The organism is Celeribacter arenosi, assembly GCF_039539485.1.
GTDB classification, from domain to species: Bacteria; Pseudomonadota; Alphaproteobacteria; order Rhodobacterales; family Rhodobacteraceae; genus Celeribacter; species Celeribacter arenosi.
Window position 1 is genome coordinate 586,799 of record NZ_BAABDF010000007.1, and the last position, 19,250, is coordinate 606,048.

A 19,250-nucleotide genomic window follows, 5' to 3' on the forward strand; every position below is an offset into this window, starting at 1 on the left:
AACGGAAAGAACACGGTGGTCAAGGTGGCCCAGGGTCGCGCATCGCCGAAATCGAAGGCCTTAGCTCGCGCGACGGCGTTCATACGCCAGCGCAAGAAGCGCTAAAATCCCTGCGAGAGCTGCACCACCTTTGGATGCATCGATCTCGGGGGCCAAAAAGGCGCAATGTTTGTTGCCGACTGCGCGACCGAACGTGCACCCACCCGGAGCGCTTTTGCCAAATCCGTTGCCGTTTCCCGGTTTGGCATTCGCCAGATCGGGTAGGAGAGACGTGGCCAAAACGAGCGTTAGCGCCCACCCAAAGTTTTTCACTTTTCTGCCTCCGGCCCAAATTTTTTTAGTTGCAGAGAGACATAAGGTGAACAGGTTAACGGGGCATTAACGATGGCTACGCCCATGCAAAAGGGCGCCGCAATGGGCGCCCTTCCATAAATTGGTACGGGTGTACTTAGTTACGGTCTTTGTCGACCATTTTGCCTGCAGTGATCCACGGCATCATGCCGCGCAGCTTGGCACCGGTTTCTTCGATCATGTGCTCATCGTTGGCGCGACGCGATGCTTTGATCGTTGGTTGGCCAACAGCGTTTTCGAGCATGAAGTCACGGACGAATTTGCCCTGCTGGATGTCAGTCAGAACTGCTTTCATGGCCGCTTTGGTCTGCTCGTAGGGCAGGATGCGCGGGCCGGTGACGTATTGGCCGTACTCGGCGGTGTTGGAGATCGAGTAATCCATGTTGGCGATGCCGCCTTCGTAGATCAGGTCGACGATCAGCTTCACTTCGTGAAGGCACTCGAAATAGGCCATTTCGGGTGCATAACCGGCTTCCACGAGGGTTTCAAAACCGCAACGGATCAGCTCGACGAGGCCACCGCAAAGAACGGCCTGTTCGCCGAAGAGGTCGGTTTCACACTCTTCGCGGAAGTTGGTTTCGATGATGCCGGAGCGGCCGCCACCGATGGCGGAGCAGTAGGACAGGCCGATTTCGAGCGCTTTGCCTGTCGCGTCCGTGTCCACAGCCACGAGGCAGGGCACGCCGCCGCCTTTGGTGTATTCGCCGCGAACGGTGTGACCCGGGCCTTTTGGGGCCATCATGATCACATCGACGCCTTCTTTGGGCTCGATCAGGCCGAAGTGCACGTTCAGGCCATGGGCGAACGCAATTGCAGCACCGGGTTTGATGTTGTCGTGCACGTATTTCTTGTAGGTCTCTGCCTGAAGTTCGTCGGGCATGGTGAACATGATCACGTCACACCAAGCTGCCGCTTCTGCAATACCCATAACCTTGAGGCCTTCGCCTTCGGCCTTTTTCGCGGAAGGGGAGCCTTCGCGCAGAGCCACGACAAGGTTCTTCGCGCCAGAGTCGCGCAGGTTCAGCGCGTGGGCGTGGCCCTGCGAGCCATAGCCCAGAATGGCGACTTTTTTGTCTTTGATGATGTTCACATCGCAATCGCGATCGTAATAGACGCGCATGGTGACGCTCCCTTTGTTTGTTTCGAGGTGTAAAATAGGCATGAAATTGGTATGCGGTGCCCAAAATATCGAGAAATTGCATATTTTGAAGCAACATCATGCGCAATGCGTAATATTCATGATCTAATCATGCGTGACAGGGGGCGGTCGGGCAGGTCGCGACCCGCGTCAGTGCAGGGCGTTCGCGGATTTGGGCGCTGAATTTCGCAGGTGAGCCATCAGCAGCCGTCCCTCACTAACCGTCAGGGATGGACGATTGAGAGATTGGATCATCTGAGCGTGCTCTGGAAAAATCGCCTCGAGCTCTGCGCGAGCCGCATCATCGAGGGCCGCCAATGCCATCGCGCCCGTAAAGAGGCTTTCAGTGGCGATGCCTTCGGCAAAGATGATTTCGTGGCCGCTGAGCAAGATGTGGTGGTAGGCGATGCGTTTCTGCGTCGTCTGGATAATGGTGCGCCCATCGACGAGGGCCTTTGCAGGGACGAGAACACTGGGTTCCCCGAACAGCAATTCTGCCTCCGCGCCTCTTAGAAGGATGCGGTGGTTGGGGGATACCAAGAGGTCACGGGTATTTCCGAGAATGCCCGGCGCGATACGGATCGGGGCCAGATTGCCGGTCCCGTCAACCTGACTGGCGCCCCACCAAAGGATCGGTTTCGGGCCTTCGTCCAGAGTTGATACCAAATCTCCGGCCCGCAGGGTTTCGACGGGGCGAGGGCCATCCGGCGTTTCAATCAGCGTGCCGGCGGCAAAACAGGGTACCGTTTGGTCAGGGTCAAAGTTTGACCCAATGTAGCTATATGTGGACTGACCCTGAATGTAGGTGAGGACGGTCCCGGACGGCGGCTGGGCGCCATCGAAGGCAACGCCGACGACTGTGCTCTGATATCCGACGGTAATAGAGACGCCGACCATCGTGTACATTTCTGTCGGGTTTGCCTGATCGTAGAGCGTTACAACATATTCGCTCTCAACCACCACTGCGCCCTGCCAACGCACATCGGTCGTTGTTTCGGAATAGGTGGTGCCGTCGAAAGACACGGAACCTATCAGTTTCTGATCGATGACGTTATTGCCGGAGAAGGGGTCGTCCTGAAGCAATCCGTCGCTGTCTTCAAATTCGATGGCGGTTGTTGAGGACGGCACGGTCAGCATCAGGTCATTGGGGTTTTCCCAACTGAAGGCGTCCCCCCACAGGGCATCTGCGATAACGTCGGGGTACACGGTGCCAGCACTGTTACTCACGGTGACCGTACTTGCGTCGTAGACGTATATCGTTTTTGTAGCCATCTAGGGTCCGTGACTTATAAAATTGCGGCGCTCATCTAAATACTCCGCGCAACATTGGTTCGTGTAACCATTTGTATCCGTTGGTGGCAGACCGCGCACGGGGAACTTATGGCGCGACACATCCATCGCAGGTTGCATGGAAATGAAATCACGGAATTATGGCAACATTACCAGTCACAAAATTTTTCATGTGCAATATGGTTAACGGCGATGAAAAACAGTCTCGATGATACCGATCGCCGCATATTACGGCAGTTGCAGGCGGACCCGCATGAGGCTTTCGCGGTTCTAGCCGAACGGGCGGGTGTCACGGCGGCGACCTTTATCCGTAGGCTGGACCGGATGCGGGCTACTGGTGTCGTCCATGCAATTCGCGATGAAATAAATTGGCGCGCGCTGGGCTATGAATTCGAGGTCTCTCTGCGCTTCACGCTCGATAAAACCGAACCGCGTGCCTTTGATGAATTCATCGCAGCGGCGCGCGAGGTGCGCGAAGTGATTTCCATCGGAACGTTTTTGGGCCGGGTCGACGTCAGGCTCTTGGTCGTCGCGCGCGACATGGCCGACTACCAACGCCTCTACCGCGAGAAGATCCTGACCCTTCCCCATATTTCCGACATCGAGGCACTTATGCACGTCGCACAGGTCAAAGAGAGCCATGTGGTACCACTATGATTGATCTCGACGATATTGATCGCGCCTTGATGCGTGCCTTGGCCGAGGATGCGACACAGTCCGCAGGCGCGCTTGGGCGCGACCTCGGGCTGAGCCAGCCCGCAACGTGGCGACGGATAAAGCGCCTGCGCGAAGCAGGTGTTTTCGGGCCGCGGCGCGTCGATCTGAATCTCGAAGGGTTGGGGTTCGGGGTAACGGTTTTTCTGGGTGTGAAACTCGCCACCAAGGGACAAGTGAGCCTTGAGGATTTCGAGCGCGCGGTGCGCGCCATCCCCGAAGTCCAAACCGTCCAGCACGTGCTCGGGCTGTTTGACTACCGACTGCGTATTGTGGCTCAGGACCTGTCCGATTTTGAACGCATCCTGCGCCGTCGGGTCATGACGCTACCTGGCGTTGGAAACGTCGAGGCGAACGTCCTCCTGAGCGAAGAACGCCTTAGCGGACCGCTCTAGGTGATCTCGCGCTATAGTGTGATCTGGATTTTGATATCCGTTGGACGGGCCTCCACCGCGCGATCGAATGCCTCTATCGCCTGCTCGAACGGGTAGGTGGCGGAGATGACAGGATTGAGGTCCACTTTGCCGCCCGCGATCAAGGCAACAGCGCGGTCGAACATATTGGCATAGCGGAACACCGTTTCCATGCGCAGTTCTTTCGCCATGGCTCCGACCAGATCGAACGAGAACGCGTCAACCGGAAGGCCCACGAACACAACGGCACCCGCGGGACGCACGCCATCGAATACGTGTGGATAGACGGACGGGTGGCCGGCGCATTCGAACACGACATCGGCACCCCAACCATCCGTGACGTCCATGATCTGCTCTGCGGCGGGGCGTGAAGGCGAAAGGGCGACAATCCCGTCATACCGGTCCGCGACCTCCAGTTTTGCCCCAACGACATCGTGGACATAAACCTGCGCGCACCCCCCTGCGAGCGCCGCCAGTGCGGTCATGATACCGATCGGACCCGCGCCGATCACCAATGCAACATCACCGGGTTTGATGGCGGCCTTAGCTGCCGCCTGCATCCCGATAGCGAAGGGTTCGACCATTGCGCCCTCGGCGAAGCTGACGTTGTCGGGCAATTTGTAGGTGAAGGCAGCCGGGTGGATGACGTTGGGCATCAGGCAGCCGTGGGCCGGCGGGGTCGCCCAGAACTGCACATCCGGATCGACGTTATACACCCCGAGTTTGGACGCGCGCGATGTGAGGTTGGGAATGCCCGGTTCCATACACACGCGGTCGCCCGTTTTCAGATGCGTCACCTTTTCACCCACCGCAACGACCGTGCCCGCCGCCTCATGGCCGAGCACCATGGGTTCGTCGACCACGAAAGGACCAATGCGCCCGTGCGTATAATAGTGGACGTCGGATCCGCAGACGCCAACCGTATGGACAGCGATTTCAACGTCTTCGGGTCCCATGACCATCCCGACATCAAAGTCGCGGAGGGCGATGCGGCCTTTTTCCTCCAGAACCACCGACCTTTGACGGGTCATGCATCGTCTCCCAACATGCGCGTGACCATTTCGGTCATGTCACGGCTCAGGCCTTTGGTCGCGCCAATTCTCGCCAGTTCTGCACGCATCTTGTCTTGACGCGTGGGGTCGTAACGACGCCAGGTTTCGAAGGCAGAGGCCATGCGTGCGGCGGTTTGGGGGTTCAACTTATCCAGCTCAATCAAATGTTTGGCCAATAGGGCGTAGCCTGCACCACTTTCGTGATGGAAACCTGCGTGATTGCCCGCCAAGGCCCCGAAAACGGCGCGGAACCGGTTGGGGTTTTTCATCGTGAAATCTGGGTGCTGGGTGAGGGTTTGCGCGATCTGGGCCGTTTTTTCGGGTGACGCATAGGCGACCTGCATCCCGAACCATTTGTCCATCACGAGCCGATCGTGTTTCCACTGCTTCTCGAAAGCGACAAGCGCATCCTGTCCCATGTCCGCCAAAAGAAGCGACCGCAGGCTTCCGGCCTGTTCGGTCATATTGTCCGCTGCGGCAAAGGCGGCGCGGGCCGCGGCACCACCGTCGATCAAGGTTAGCATCGACAGGACAGCCAATCGCAGGGACCGCTTACCCGACCCTTCGGCGTCGGGGACAAAAGCACCCGTCTTCATGCTGTCAAAGAGCGCGGGCAGGATATCGGCCAGATGGTCGGTGCGAATGCGCCGCAATTCATTGCGGTTGTCATGGATTGCTTGCGGATCGGGCGTATGGCCCTCATCCACCAATTTTTGGGCAATGTCGTCTTCAGATGGCAGCCCCAAGACCAGGGCACGGAACGCGGGATCAAGGTCGTCGTCGACAACCACGTCGCGGATCGCATCGAGATAGGTCGCCGCAGGGGGTGTGCCGTCAACAATCATCGCGACGAGCGTATCACGCGCCAGCATTCGACCCATTTCCCATTTTTGGAACGGGTCGGTGTCATGGGCGAGGAGGAAAGCACGTGTCGGCGCATCGATGTGCCTGTTGAGGATCACCGGCGCGGAAAAGTCGCGCAGGATTGAGGCGACAGGTCGTGCGCCCAAATTTTCAAAGGTAAAGCTCTGCTCGGCTTCGGTCATTTCCAACACGGTCGTTGGCACAACCTCGTCTCCGTTGGGGCCGATGAGACCAACCGTGATGGGGATGACCTGCGGTTTCTTCTCCGTTTGAGAAGGCGTGGCAGGCGTTTCTTGTGAGAAAAACAGGGTCAACGCACCGTCGTCCCATGTTTCTTCAACCGACAGGCGTGGCGTGCCCGATTGCGAGTACCATTGTTTGAATTGTGCAAGGTCGCGACCCGTGGTGTCCTCAAAGACCTTTAGCCAGTCTTCGATGGTTGCAGCCTCGCCGTCGTGGCGGTCAAAATACAGGTCGAGAGCTTTGTAATAGGCCTCATCGCCAACCACACGACGCAGCATTCCGATCACTTCGGCGCCTTTTTCGTACACCGTGGCGGTGTAGAAGTTGTTGATCTCGACAAAACTCTCGGGGCGCACCGGATGGGCGAGGGGGCCGTTGTCTTCGCGGAATTGTCGGGCGCGAAGGGCCAGAACTTCCTCTATCCGCTTAACGGGATGGCTGCGCATGTCGCCGGAGAACATCTGGTCCCTGTAAACCGTCAGCCCCTCTTTCAAACACAGCTGGAACCAGTCACGGCAGGTGATGCGGTTGCCGGTCCAGTTGTGGAAATACTCATGCGCAATGATGCCTTCGATGCGTTCGAAATTTGCATCGGTCGATGTCTCGGGGGAGGCGAGAACACAGGAGGAGTTGAAAATGTTCAGCCCCTTGTTCTCCATCGCGCCCATGTTGAAATCATCCACCGCAACGATGTTGAAAATGTCCAAATCATACTCGCGCCCGTATACATCTTCGTCCCATGTCATGGACTTTTTGAGCGCTTCCATACCAAAGGCACATTTGTCCTCGTCACCGGGGCGCACCCAGATATTCAGGTCGACGGCTTTGCCGGATTTGGTTGTGAATGTGTCTGCATGGTTCACCAAATCGCCCGCGACCAGCGCGAAAAGATAGGCCGGTTTTGGCCACGGATCGTGCCACTCTGCCCATCCCGCGCCTTTTTGCGTCGGGTTCCCGTTGGACAACAGCACAGGCAGATCGCTCTCGATGCGGACGGTAAAAACGCCCATCACGTCGGGGCGGTCAGGATAGTATGTGATCTTGCGAAACCCTTCGGCCTCACATTGCGTGCAATACATGCCGTTGGACATGTAGAGACCCTCTAGCGCGGTGTTTTCCTGCGGCGCGATTTCGACTTCTGCTTCAAACGTAATGTCCCCTTCGCCGAGCGCATGCGCGGGAATCGTGAGGCCCGTGTCCGTCACCTCGTAGGGTACATCATTGCCATTCACGGCAACTGACAAAAGCCGCAGATCCTCTCCGTTTAGTTCGAGATCGCCGGGGTTTTGCGGGTTTGGCACAAAGGTGATGCGCGACCGCACACGTGTAGCCGTGGGAGCCAACAGGAACGTGAGATGTACGTCGCGCACCCAATGGTGAGGCTCTTGATAATCTTTCAGAAAAATCGGCTGGGTGGCGGTGTCGTTCATCGCGGGTCCTTCGCGCTTTGAAGCCTCGGTAAGGCTCAGACGTTAGTCCCCAGCGGTACGTGCCGCAAGCATCGCCGTGCGATGTAAAACCACAAAGTCGCGCAGATTTTCATGTCGCTTGCGGGAACATTCAGATCGACCAAACGGCGAGGCCGCTGGTTAGGACCAATCGAACGTCGCAAGCGGGTCCCTGCGAGACACTGCTCCGTCGTGATAGGAGGGCCTTGGCGACGGTGCGATGACGTTACGGCAAAACGACAAATTTGCCAAATACGCTAAGAATCTCATGTGTTTCCCCTCTTTTTGGTGACTTCAGACCTGATATATAATTCTTAGGATATGCCGGGTACGATGTTGTGACGGTTGCTGGATTGGAAGCTGAAAAGTATGGCGTTTATTTGGATTTATAGTCCATCGGATTTTGTTGGTGGCTTGCCTTCGGAGTATAATGCCGCAGCGGCGGGCCGGGTGCCTTTCACGCTGACGCTCAAGGCGGGCGCAGAGCCCGTTAAAGTACAGATCAACGATGACGACGAATTCCTCGACGAAGTTGACTACTCGCAGTCTCTGCTAGAAACGACGACCATCGGGACTAGAACCTACGCGGCCGGCACCACTATTCATTCAGCCTACGACCTGTTGAACACGACGACGGACCTTAAGGTGACGTCGATTCACTTTGGCGGTGATGGCTACCAACAGGGACCCGTCCAGGGCCTCGTTGCAAATCAGCCCTTGCTTGAAGGCCAGTCTTACACGTTCAACGTCGAACGAACCTCCAACCTGCAGTATGACCAGTATAACGAATACGTGGCGTGTTTCTGCGCGGGCACCGAAATTGTCACAAATAAGGGTGCGGTTCCTATTGAAGACCTATCCGTTGGAGCGATGGTTTGGACCGTCGATCACGGGTTTCAGGCGATCCGGTGGATTGGCTCAACGACAGTGAACGCGACGGGTGGCTTTGCGCCCATCTGTATCGAACCCGGAGTTTTGGGCAACGACAAGCTTCTCAAGGTATCACCCGAGCACCGGCTTCTGTTTTCGGGCACAGACGCGGACATCCTGTTCCACAGTTCCGAAGTTCTGGTTGCAGCCAAGCATCTCGTCGATGGCGATCGGATCCGCCGCGAGGAGGGTGGGTCAGTTACGTATTTCCACATGTTGTTTGACGACCACGAAATTGTCATGTCGAATGGCACCCTGTCGGAGAGTTTTCACCCCTCGACACTCGCGCTCGGCGGTTTAGACCAATCGACACGCGAGGAACTCATTGCCCTGTTTCCGGAACTCGCAACACAAGGCAAATCTGCGCCGACGCCGACCGCACGCCCATGCCTGAAACGCCACGAGGCGGAATTGCTCAAATCCCACCTCAAAAGCTTGAAGATCGCGTGAGCCGTCATCTCAGGCTTTGAGCGTATTTGACTAACTGGTCGACGACTGTCCCCCAGCCGTCAAAAAAACCCATGTTCTCGTGTGTTTGCGCAGCTTCCGCGCTGCGATGGCGCGCTACTGCGGTATAGGTCGTGCCGCCATCGGCCGCGTCGTCGAGCAGGATCATCGCGGTCATGAACGGGTCGGGGGAAGGCTTCCAACCTTCCGTGTAGGCGTCTGTGAAAACCAGTCTTCGCTCCGGCTCTATGTCGAGGTACACACCTTTGTTCTCCACGATGTTTCCATCGACATCGAAGGTTGTGTCAAAGCGGCCCCCAACCCTCAGGTCAATCTCGCACGCCGTGACTTTGTGCGGCTCGGGAATGAAGAAATTCGGGATATGGGTAGGGGTTGTCCAGCACTCCCAAACAAGGTTTCGCGGCACCGGCAACCTGCGTGTGAATGAAAGATCAGTGTTCGGATCGAGGTCCATGTTCACGCTCCTTGGGCGTTTAGGCTAAATCGTTTGTGGTCCTATCCGCGCAACTGCTGCACATCTTTCGGCTCCACTTTCCGGTCCACCATCAGGTGAGGTGACAAGCGTTGCAGCTTTCGCGGCGTCAGACATGGAGCGTTAAGTCTCGGACAGGCTCTGCCCCTAGCTAATTTCCGATTTGGTGCGCCATGCAACAGAAATCTTTGACGTTTGGCACAGATTTCCCACGAGCCGGTAGCTTCTTGTTCACAAGAGCAAAGCTTCCTAGGGTTCCCCGCAGGTAAAATGAAGGACGAATCCATGGCTTACGTCGATAAATCAGGTTTACAGGTCGATCAACAATTGGCCGATTTCATCGAAAACGAGGCCTTGGATGGCATAGGGGTTGAGAAAGATGCTTTCTGGCGCGGGCTCGCCGGCTTGGTTGGTGATTTCGCGCCCCGAAACCGGGAGCTTCTCGACAAACGCGAATCGATTCAAAAGCAGATCGACGATTGGCACGTTGGACGACAGGGCCAGCCCCACGATGCGCAGGCCTATGAATCTTTCCTCCGTGATATCGGATACATCGTCGAAGAGGGAGCCGATTTTTCCATTGAAACCAGCGGCATAGACCCAGAGTTCGCCTCCCAGCCGGGCCCGCAGCTCGTGGTGCCAATCACCAACGCACGATACGCTTTGAACGCCGCCAATGCGCGATGGGGGTCACTCTATGACGCGCTCTATGGAACGGATGCTCTGGGCGATTTGCCCGCGCAAAAGGCCTACGATCCGGCACGCGGCGCACGGGTGATTTCATGGGCGAAGGCGCATCTTGATGCGGCGGCGCCGCTGGCGGGTGGTTCCTGGGCGGAGCTGACATCAGTTGCGGTGCGCGACGGGATGCTGATCGTTGATGGACCTATGGGAGAGACGGGCCTGTCCGATCCGGCGCAGTTCGTCGGATTTGTCGAAGGGGGCGATGCCCCTTTGCGGATATTGCTCGAAAAACACGGGCTCAAAATTGAAGTCCGCGTCGATCCATCGACGCCGGTTGGCGGTCAGGACCCTGCGGGCATTTCAGACGTGCTGCTCGAGTCCGCGGTTTCGGCGATCATGGATTGCGAGGATTCTGTCGCAGCCGTCGATGCAGAGGAAAAGGTCGGCGCATATCGAAACTGGCTCGGCCTGATGAAGGGTGATCTGAGCGAAGAGATCAGCAAAGGTGGCAAGTCATTCACCCGCCGCCTCAATGAAGACAGCGTGTACACCGGCCCTGATGGTGGGACGGTCACGGCAAAAGGGCGCGCGATGATGCTCGTGCGCAATGTCGGGCATCTGATGACGAACCCTGCGGTGCTTGACGCCGAGGGCAATGAGATTGGCGAGGGGCTTTTGGACGCGGCGGTGACGGTGCTCATCGCGATGCATGACCTCAAAAAGACAGGTGGCATGCGAAACTCGCTCCATGGGTCTGTCTACATCGTCAAACCGAAAATGCATGGTCCCGATGAAGTTGCCTTTGCCGACGAAATCTTCACGCGCGTCGAGGACATGCTCGGCCTGCCGCAATATACCGTCAAAATCGGCATCATGGACGAAGAACGTCGCACAACGGTCAATCTCAAGGAATGCATCCGCGCGGCAAAGCATCGCGTGGCCTTCATCAACACAGGGTTCCTTGATCGCACCGGCGACGAAATCCACACCTCGATGGAAGCGGGGCCCATGGTGCGCAAAGGCGAGATGAAGAACCAGCCGTGGATTTCAGCCTATGAAGATCGCAATGTTGATATCGGACTTGCCTGTGGCCTGAAGGGGCGCGCGCAGATCGGTAAAGGCATGTGGGCAATGCCCGATTTGATGGCGGATATGCTCGCCGCAAAGATCGCGCATCCCAAAGCCGGCGCGACCTGCGCCTGGGTGCCTTCGCCAACGGCGGCCACCCTGCATGCAACGCATTACCACAAAGTCGATGTGTTCAAGGTGCAGGACGACATCGCCGCCAAGGGCGCGCGGGGGTCTTTGGCTGACGTGCTCACCATCCCGCTTGCCGGTGGGGTGAACTGGTCGGAGGAGGAAATCGCCGATGAGGTCGACAACAACGCGCAGGGTATCCTAGGCTATGTCGTGCGGTGGATCGATCAGGGCGTCGGGTGTTCCAAGGTGCCTGATATCCACGACGTCGGTCTGATGGAGGACCGCGCAACCTGCCGCATCTCGTCTCAGGGTCTCGCCAACTGGCTCCACCATGGCGTTGTGACCAAGGATCAGGTGATGGCATCGTTGAAAAAGATGGCTCTGGTCGTCGATCGCCAGAACGCGGATGACCCATCCTACATTCCTATGGCGCCGGGGTATGACGGGTTCGCATTTCAGGCGGCCTGCGACCTCGTGTTTGAGGGGCGTGTTCAGCCGTCGGGCTACACCGAACCTGTCCTGCATGCGAAACGGTTGGCTATGAAGGCGGCGCATTAACAGGGGCAGTCAAAGCGTACAAATAGGGCATTGTCTTGCGCAATTTCCCAAAGAACGACCGGTTAAGCATGAGATGGCCTTTTCAAGCGATGCCGAGTGAATAAAGTGGGCGCGTCAAAGGAGTCGAGAATGTCGCGACCTGTCGTTGGTATCATCGGGAACACGGACCTGCTCAACGGAGATTACCCTGCCTATACGGGCGGGCGTATGAATGCGGAGGCGATTGCGGAAGTGTCCGGCTGCATGCCGCTCTTGATCCCTGCGCATCCCGGATACGTGTCCCCGCATGAGTTGATGTCGGTTTTCGATGGCTTTCTCTTCACCGGAGGGCGCCCCAATGTGCACCCGATGGAATACGGCGAGGAAGAAACCGAAGCGCATGGCACCTTTGATCGGTGCCGTGATGCGATCGCGCTCCCGCTTATCCGCGCCTGTGTCGAGGCGGGGCAGCCCTTTTTGGGCATTTGTCGCGGGTTTCAGGAAGTGAACGTGGCCATGGGCGGCACTCTCTATCCGGAGATACGCGATCTGCCCGGACGGATGAACCACCGCATGCCGCCGGATGGCTCGCTCGAAGAGAAATTCGCGCTGCGTCATCCCGTCCGGTTTTCAAAGGGGGGCGAATTCGAGCGGCTCATGGGATCGGGAGAGGTTATGACCAACACCCTGCATGGGCAGGGGATCAAAAGACCCGGAAAGCGGATCGTGATTGACGGTCACGCCCCCGATGGAACCCCTGAAGCCCTCTATGTCAAAGATGCGCCGGGCTTTACCTTTGCCGTGCAATGGCATCCCGAATGGAAGGCCGGTGAAGACCCTGTTTCGCGCCCGCTTTTCGAAGCTTTCGGTGACGCGGTGCGCGCGTTTTCCGTGCAACGAAACGGCATGAGAAAATCCGCCTAAAGAACTTTCTTCATTCGGAAATTTTCGATCCCGACGCTGTCACGGATGACAGTTTGGCGGGCAACGACGACCCAGCCGCGTTTTTCGAAAAACCGTCGCGCGAGGTGGCTTGCTTCGGTAGTCATTTCCGCTAGTCCGAGCTTACGCGCCTCGGCCTCGCAGGCATCGTAGAGCCTGCGCGCTGTGCCTTTTCCCATCTCCTCCAATGCGACATAGGCAAAGTCGATATGCCCATCGTGGCCCATTGTGAAAAATCCCACCAACCGCCCCCATTTGGTCGCCCCGATGGCAAAACCTGCAACCAACCTGCGTGAGAATCCGTCCAGATCGCGCGGTGTCTGCGGCGCCCACGCGTTGCGCTGGGCTTCGGTGTAAAACGCACCGGTTCCCCCCAACACCGTGCGGTGCAAGATGGCATAGCATCGGGGGCCATCGGAAAGTGTTAATTCGCGCAGGCGCATAACAGAAACGCTAGTATTCCAGTTCGGATTTTTCTAATGTGAGCCGCATGATCCGGTCCTTCGACTATCCGCCAATTTGGCTTTTGGGGTTTTGTATCGTCGCATACATTCTGCGCGGTGTCTTGGGCTTTGAACCAACCCTTCTCTTGCTATGGGTTGGTGGGGGGATCGCGTTCGTCGGTGTCGCGCTTCAATTGTGGGCAGCGTTAACAATGATGGCGCGCAAAACCACATTCATTCCCCATCGTTCGCCGCAGTTTTTAGTGACAACCGGTCCATTTCGCCTGTCGCGCAACCCGATTTACCTCGGTGACGTCTTTACACTCGCGGGCGTCTCCCTACTGTTCGGGTCATGGGTTGGCTTAGCCTGCGTTCCGGTATTTGCAATTATTCTGGACCGACGGTTCATCCGCCCCGAAGAACAAAAGCTCGTCGCGGGTTTTCCCGAAGAATTCGCGAAATGGGCAAAAAGGACAGGCCGCTGGCTGTGACGAGGCGTCACATCGGTGATGATTAGCGCGCAATAATATTGCGCAACCATGGTCGGGTTGGGTAGGGATGTGTCCAACACGACATTCAAGACGGGAAGAGGACAAACACGTGAAGATCGGTGTTCCCAAGGAAACCTTCGAAGGCGAGGCGCGGGTCGCGCTAACGCCAGATAGCGCGAAACAGCTTCAAAAGCTGGGCTACGACGTGGCCATTGAAACCGGAGCGGGTGCGCTCGCCGGTTTTGCAGATGCGGACTACAAAGCAGCAGGTGTCGAGGTCACGAAAACGGCCGCCGCGCTCTGGAAAGCCGCCGACATCGTCGCCAAAGTGCGCCAGCCAAACACAACCGAGATGAAGCGGCTCCGCGAGGGGCAAACGCTGATCTCCTTCTTCAATCCGGGTGCGAACACGGCCGGCATGGAGGCTGCGAAAGCCACCGGTGCCAATGTCATCGCCATGGAAATGGTCCCACGTATCAGCCGCGCGCAGAAAATGGATGCCCTGTCGTCCATGGCGAATATCGCTGGCTACCGTGCCGTGATCGAGGCGGGTAACAACTTTGGTCGCTTCTTTACCGGTCAGATTACGGCGGCGGGCAAAGTGCCACCCGCGAAGGTGCTCGTCGTTGGGGCAGGGGTCGCCGGTCTCGCCGCGATCGGCACATCGACCTCGCTCGGCGCGATCACCTATGCCTTCGACGTGCGCCCCGAAGTGGCCGAGCAGGTCGAATCCATGGGCGCAGAGTTTGTCTACCTCGATTTCGAAGAATCCCAACAGGATGGTGCCGCGACCGGCGGTTACGCCAGCGTATCGAGCCCCGAGTTTCGCGAAGCCCAGCTTGCGAAGTTCCGCGAACTTGCGCCCGAAATGGATATCGTCATCACGACGGCGCTGATCCCGAACCGCGAAGCGCCCGAGCTTTGGACGGAAGACATGGTCAAGGCGATGAAACCCGGTTCCGTGATCGTGGATCTGGCCGCAGAAAAGGGCGGCAACTGCAAACTCACCGTCGCGGACGAGAAGATCGTGACCGACAATGGCGTGACCATTATCGGCTACACGGATTTCCCGAGCCGCATGGCCGCGCAGGCATCGACGCTCTACGCCACAAACATCCGTCACATGCTGACCGATCTGACGCCTGAGAAAGACGGCCAGATCAACCACAACATGGAAGACGATGTGATCCGTGGCGCGACCGTGACCTACGCGGGCGCCATCACATTCCCGCCGCCACCGCCAAAGGTTGCCGCCATTGCGGCCAAGCCAAAGGAAAAGGCCAAGGAGCTGACCGTCGAAGAGAAAAAGGCCCGCGAAGTTGCCCTGTTCAAAAAACAGACGCGCTCGCAGGTCGGTCTCCTCGCGCTCGGCGCGTTTATCATGATCGTGATCGGTGCTTTTGCGCCCGAAAGCTTTATGAGCCACTTCATCGTGTTTGTTCTGGCATGTTTCATCGGCTTCTCGGTGATCTGGAACGTATCGCATTCGCTCCACACGCCACTCATGGCTGTGACCAACGCCATTTCGGGGATCATCATTCTCGGGGCCCTGCTGCAGGTCGGGTCCGGATCGTGGTTGATCGTATTCCTCGCTGCCATTTCCGTGCTGATCGCCTCGATCAACATCGTTGGTGGCTTCCTCGTGACGCGTCGCATGCTTGCGATGTTCCAGAAATCCTAAGGGAGAAGAGACAATGAGCATAGGTATCGTCTCCGCCGCCTACATCGCGGCCGCCGTCCTCTTCATCCTCTCGCTTGGGGGGCTATCGGGTCAGGAAAGCGCAAAACGGGCTGTCTGGTATGGCATCGTCGGTATGGGCGCGGCCGTAGTCGCAACCATTTTCGGACCTGGCGTTGGCCATTGGTTCATCATTCTGTTGATGCTGGCGGGCGGCTCGGTTCTCGGGTGGTATGTGGCAAAAACGGTCGAGATGACCGAAATGCCGCAACTCGTCGCGGCGCTGCATTCCTTTGTGGGCCTTGCCGCCGTCTTCATCGGTTTCAATGCGTATATCGAGCTGCAGAATGTTCTCGCGCTCAAGGCGGCTGTGCCATCGGGACTGACCGCAGTGGGTGCCGAGGCGTGGTTTGAGGAGCAGGGTCTAACCGGTTTCGCAAAAACGCTCGCCCATAAAACGGAGGTCGAGCAGACCATACTCAAGGTTGAGGTCTTTCTCGGTGTGTTCATCGGTGCTGTGACCTTTACCGGGTCGGTTGTCGCCTTTGGCAAGCTGGCGGGCAAAGTGTCCTCCAAGGCTGAAAAACTGCCCGGTGGTCACATGCTGAACGCTGGTGCCGCCGCGCTTTCGCTCCTCCTGCTGATCATGTTCATGAACGGGTCGGGGATGTGGACGCTGCTCCTGATGACCCTGCTGGCCTTCTTCATCGGCTACCATTTGATCATGGGGATTGGCGGTGCGGATATGCCCGTCGTGGTGTCCATGCTGAACAGCTACTCGGGCTGGGCCGCCGCCGCGATCGGTTTCTCGCTTGGCAACGATCTCTTGATTGTCACGGGTGCGCTGGTCGGCTCGTCGGGTGCGATCCTGTCCTACATCATGTGTAAGGCCATGAACCGGTCTTTCATCTCCGTCATCCTCGGGGGCTTCGGCAATACGACCGGACCTGCAATGGAAGTCGAAGGTGAACAGATCGCAATTGATGCCGATGGTGTCGCCGCAGCGCTCAACGAGGCCGACAGCATCGTCATCGTTCCGGGCTATGGCATGGCCGTGGCGCAGGCGCAGGGCGCAGTGTCAGAGTTGACGTCGAAACTGCGTGCGCGTGGCAAAAACGTGCGTTTCGCCATTCACCCCGTTGCCGGTCGCCTTCCCGGTCACATGAACGTCCTGCTCGCGGAGGCCAAAGTGCCCTATGACATCGTTCTGGAAATGGACGAGATCAACGAAGACTTCCCGTCGACGGATGTGGTCATTGTCATTGGCTCCAATGACATCGTGAATCCGGCCGCCCAAGAGGATCCGAATTCACCCATCGCGGGCATGCCGGTTCTGGAAGTGTGGAAAGCCAAGCAGGTGTTCGTGTCCAAACGGGGTCAGGGCACCGGCTACTCGGGCATCGAAAACCCGCTTTTCTACAAAGAAAACACGCGGATGTTCTATGGCGATGCCAAGGATTCGATGAACGCACTGCTGCCCAAGATCGACTGATCTTTCGATAAGGCGACACGATTATAAAAGGCGGTCTTCGGGCCGCCTTTTTTCTTCGCTACGGGCAGTTCTTTTTCGCTATTGCAAATGCTGCAGCGCGAATAGAGCCACGCGCAGCCATGTGGTAGGATGGGGTATGGATCGACGTTTATTCCTCTCTGCATTGACCGCGTCCCTCGCACTTCCCGCAAAGGCGGAAGTGGTTTTGGGCGACGATGGTCTGCATGATCAGCCGTTCTTTCTCGACAGCTTTCTCGAACTCGGTCCCGATCTCGAAGAGGCGGGTGCGGATGGCAAAGGTCTGATCGTTCTGTTCGAACAGCGCGGGTGCCCCTATTGCCGCGAGTTGCATCGGGTGAATTTCGAACGCTCCGAAATCACCGACTATTTGACCACCCATTTCAATGTGCTGCAGCTGGATATGTGGGGGTCACGAGAGGTGATCGATCTGGACGGAGAGGCGCGTGAAGAGCGGCGTCTCGCCGCGAAGTGGTTCGTCAACTTCACGCCAACACAGGTGTTCCTGTCCCCGACAACTGGTGGAGAGGTGTTCCGCATGCCCGGCTACTTCAAGCCGTTCCATCACCTGTCCGCCCTCGAATACGTCGCTACCGGCGCAAACGACGAGCAACCGTTCCAGCGCTTTCTGCAGGACAAATTCGCAGAGTATGAGGCCAAGGGAATTGATCCGGACGTGTGGTGATGGCGCACTCCCGCCGCGCGGAAGCTGACGTTTTGTATCGCGCCATATCCTTTTGCACAAATCGCTAGCCCTAGGAGAGACTTCCCGCAATCGCACTCAAATGGCTCACTGGGACTACGAGATACGTGCCGAGTAGAGCCAGTTAGTCCACCACAGGAAAAGTCTTTTTGGGAGAAAGCCATGACGAAGTTCCTCGATCGCGATTGCCGCATTCACTTCAGCCCCGCACAGGGTTTCATGACGAGGGCCCGTCACGGCCGCCGCGCAGCTCTCGATGCACTCGCCACGCAAAGATCCGCGCAAATGGGGTCGCTGGTCCGAGGCCACAGCCGACAGTCGGTCAATCTCTTCGTATGATGCATCGGCGGGACCGGGTTTCCCCTCTGCGGTCCCGACCAATGTTTCAGCGGCCTGACACCCATGTGACGATCCGTCAGGTCATTGTTGCGTGACATGCGGCTTCGCGCCGATCAAAAATCCCAGCATGGATTTGATTTTTGCATATGGCGCAGGACTGCTGACGCTCATCAACCCTTGTGTCCTTCCGATCCTTCCGATCGTGATCGCGGGCAGCCTGCAGGCTGGTCCCCGCGGTCCGGTTTGGATGGCGCTCGGCATGTCCGTGACGTTCGTCGCCTTCGGTCTACTCGTGAATACGATCGGCTATGCGATCGGGCTCGACCAAGATCGACTATCCCAGATCGGCGCCCTGATGATGGTGGCCTTTGGCCTAATCCTCGTCGTCCCCCGTTTTTCTGCCACGTTTTCGACCGCCACCGCGGGTCTTGCCGCCACTGCGGACACGCGCATTGGCGGGATTGAGACCACCGGTGCCTCGGGACAGTTCCTCACAGGGGCGCTTTTGGGCGTGGTGTGGAGCCCTTGCATCGGCCCGACACTCGGCAGTGCCATCGGTCTCGCATCGCAGGGGCAAAGCCTGCTTTGGGCCGGTGCGATCATGTGCGCGTTTGCCGCCGGCGTCTCTACCCTCATCCTCGCGCTTGGCTATGGCGCCAGACAAGCACTCCAAGCCCGCCTTCGCATCTTCGCAGAACGCGCACGCCCCGTTTTGGGCTGGGTTTTTCTCTGCGTGGGCCTCGCCATTCTACTCAAACTACATCATCTGATCGAAGCCTGGGCGGTTGCAAGCCTGCCCGCGTGGCTCATCGATCTTTCTGTCTCACTCTGATTTCAGGAGCTTCTCATGAACCGTCGTTCTTTCCTTTTCTCATCCGCTGCAATGTCTCTTGTCCCGCTCGGGGCACTCGCAGCACCCTTTGCATACACACCCGGTATTGTCGAAGAAGCCCTCGCCGCAGGCAAAACCGTCTTCCTCGACTTCAAAGCATCATGGTGCACAACCTGCGCAGCCCAAGAACGCGTCATCGCAAAACTCAAACAGGCCAACCCAGCCTATGAGGAAGCCATCACATTCATCGATGTGGATTGGGATGAATACGGTCGCTCCGACTTTACCAAGGGGCACAAAATTCCCCGCCGTTCCACGCTCGTGGTGCTCAAAGGAGACGTCGAACTCGGTCGCATCGTTGCAGGCACGGGTGAGGCCGAAATCAAGGCATTGATGGACACCGCATTGGCCGCCGCGATGGTGTAAACCTTTAACGGTATACGCCGGTATCCAGACAAGCCTCTGATATCGCGACAATTTTGCACTTTGCACATAGGGTGGCGGCGCG

19 protein-coding genes are annotated in these 19,250 nt (G+C 57.7%); 12 read left to right on the forward strand and 7 right to left on the reverse strand.

The features are described 5' to 3' along the window. Positions 1–60: 60 nt before the first annotated feature. The 3 genes from ABD815_RS10500 to ABD815_RS10510 all read right to left on the reverse strand — a co-directional run bounded on the left by ABD815_RS10500 (position 61) and on the right by ABD815_RS10510 (position 2,761). Positions 61–312, reverse strand: a complete 252-nt coding sequence (locus ABD815_RS10500; protein ID WP_344847035.1) for a VPEID-CTERM sorting domain-containing protein — start codon at positions 310–312, stop codon at positions 61–63. A gap of 136 nt (positions 313–448) precedes the next feature. Continuing rightward, entirely contained in the window at positions 449–1,471 is a 1,023-nt protein-coding gene (ilvC, locus tag ABD815_RS10505; RefSeq protein ID WP_344847037.1) for a ketol-acid reductoisomerase, read from the reverse strand. Between the two features lie 168 nt (positions 1,472–1,639). Further along, positions 1,640–2,761, reverse strand: a complete 1,122-nt coding sequence (locus tag ABD815_RS10510) for a Hint domain-containing protein (RefSeq protein ID WP_344847039.1) — start codon at positions 2,759–2,761, stop codon at positions 1,640–1,642. Positions 2,762–2,971: 210 nt separating this feature from the next. On the opposite strand from ABD815_RS10510, the gene ABD815_RS10515 reads away from it, so the two are divergent. Then, entirely contained in the window at positions 2,972–3,436 is a 465-nt protein-coding gene (locus ABD815_RS10515) for an Lrp/AsnC family transcriptional regulator (protein WP_344847041.1), read from the forward strand. Next, entirely contained in the window at positions 3,433–3,888 is a 456-nt protein-coding gene (locus tag ABD815_RS10520) for an Lrp/AsnC family transcriptional regulator (protein ID WP_344847043.1), read from the forward strand. The genes ABD815_RS10515 and ABD815_RS10520 overlap by 4 nt, the downstream gene beginning before the upstream one ends. A gap of 11 nt (positions 3,889–3,899) precedes the next feature. Here ABD815_RS10520 and ABD815_RS10525 read toward each other — a convergent pair whose 3' ends face one another. Both ABD815_RS10525 and pepN read right to left on the reverse strand, forming a co-directional pair. After that, positions 3,900–4,937: an NAD(P)-dependent alcohol dehydrogenase gene (locus ABD815_RS10525; RefSeq protein ID WP_344847045.1), complete on the reverse strand. Its 1,038-nt coding sequence runs from the start codon at positions 4,935–4,937 to the stop codon at positions 3,900–3,902. Then, complete coding sequence (gene pepN, locus ABD815_RS10530) at positions 4,934–7,495, reverse strand: aminopeptidase N (RefSeq protein WP_344847047.1); 2,562 nt, start codon at positions 7,493–7,495, stop codon at positions 4,934–4,936. Before pepN ends, ABD815_RS10525 begins: the two co-directional genes overlap by 4 nt. Before the next feature lie 387 nt (positions 7,496–7,882). On the opposite strand from pepN, the gene ABD815_RS10535 reads away from it, so the two are divergent. Continuing rightward, complete coding sequence (locus ABD815_RS10535; RefSeq protein WP_344847049.1) at positions 7,883–8,893, forward strand: Hint domain-containing protein; 1,011 nt, start codon at positions 7,883–7,885, stop codon at positions 8,891–8,893. Positions 8,894–8,897: 4 nt separating this feature from the next. Here ABD815_RS10535 and ABD815_RS10540 read toward each other — a convergent pair whose 3' ends face one another. After that, positions 8,898–9,365 carry an SRPBCC family protein gene (locus ABD815_RS10540; protein ID WP_344847050.1) on the reverse strand — a complete coding sequence of 156 codons (468 nt, stop codon included), beginning with the start codon at positions 9,363–9,365 and terminating at the stop codon, positions 8,898–8,900. A 303-nt stretch (positions 9,366–9,668) separates the two neighbouring features. Between ABD815_RS10540 and ABD815_RS10545 the strand changes: the two genes are divergently transcribed. Both ABD815_RS10545 and ABD815_RS10550 read left to right on the forward strand, forming a co-directional pair. After that, positions 9,669–11,825: a malate synthase G gene (locus tag ABD815_RS10545; protein WP_344847051.1), complete on the forward strand. Its 2,157-nt coding sequence runs from the start codon at positions 9,669–9,671 to the stop codon at positions 11,823–11,825. 129 nt (positions 11,826–11,954) lie between these two features. After that, positions 11,955–12,728: a gamma-glutamyl-gamma-aminobutyrate hydrolase family protein gene (locus tag ABD815_RS10550; protein WP_344847052.1), complete on the forward strand. Its 774-nt coding sequence runs from the start codon at positions 11,955–11,957 to the stop codon at positions 12,726–12,728. On the opposite strand, the gene ABD815_RS10555 is transcribed toward ABD815_RS10550, so the two are convergent. Further along, entirely contained in the window at positions 12,725–13,138 is a 414-nt protein-coding gene (locus ABD815_RS10555) for a GNAT family N-acetyltransferase (protein WP_344847053.1), read from the reverse strand. The genes ABD815_RS10550 and ABD815_RS10555 overlap by 4 nt on opposite strands. 98 nt (positions 13,139–13,236) lie before the next feature. On the opposite strand from ABD815_RS10555, the gene ABD815_RS10560 reads away from it, so the two are divergent. The 7 genes from ABD815_RS10560 (at position 13,237) to ABD815_RS10590 (ending at position 19,168) form a co-directional block, all read left to right on the forward strand. Next, positions 13,237–13,680, forward strand: coding sequence for a methyltransferase family protein (locus tag ABD815_RS10560; protein ID WP_344847054.1), 444 nt, complete (start codon positions 13,237–13,239; stop codon positions 13,678–13,680). A 109-nt stretch (positions 13,681–13,789) separates the two neighbouring features. Beyond that, on the forward strand, positions 13,790–15,361 hold the full coding sequence (locus tag ABD815_RS10565; protein WP_344847055.1) for a Re/Si-specific NAD(P)(+) transhydrogenase subunit alpha: 1,572 nt from the start codon (positions 13,790–13,792) through the stop codon (positions 15,359–15,361). 13 nt (positions 15,362–15,374) lie between these two features. After that, a complete protein-coding gene (pntB, locus tag ABD815_RS10570; RefSeq protein WP_344847056.1) occupies positions 15,375–16,850 on the forward strand; it encodes a Re/Si-specific NAD(P)(+) transhydrogenase subunit beta in 1,476 nt (491 codons plus the stop codon). Between the two features lie 136 nt (positions 16,851–16,986). Further along, complete coding sequence (locus ABD815_RS10575) at positions 16,987–17,553, forward strand: thioredoxin family protein (RefSeq protein WP_344847057.1); 567 nt, start codon at positions 16,987–16,989, stop codon at positions 17,551–17,553. 180 nt (positions 17,554–17,733) lie between these two features. Next, positions 17,734–17,910, forward strand: a complete 177-nt coding sequence (locus ABD815_RS10580; RefSeq protein ID WP_344847058.1) for a hypothetical protein — start codon at positions 17,734–17,736, stop codon at positions 17,908–17,910. A gap of 127 nt (positions 17,911–18,037) precedes the next feature. Continuing rightward, on the forward strand, positions 18,038–18,742 hold the full coding sequence (locus tag ABD815_RS10585) for a cytochrome c biogenesis CcdA family protein (RefSeq protein WP_344847059.1): 705 nt from the start codon (positions 18,038–18,040) through the stop codon (positions 18,740–18,742). A gap of 15 nt (positions 18,743–18,757) precedes the next feature. Then, positions 18,758–19,168, forward strand: a complete 411-nt coding sequence (locus ABD815_RS10590) for a thioredoxin family protein (protein ID WP_344847060.1) — start codon at positions 18,758–18,760, stop codon at positions 19,166–19,168. The last annotated feature ends 82 nt before the right edge of the window (positions 19,169–19,250 follow it).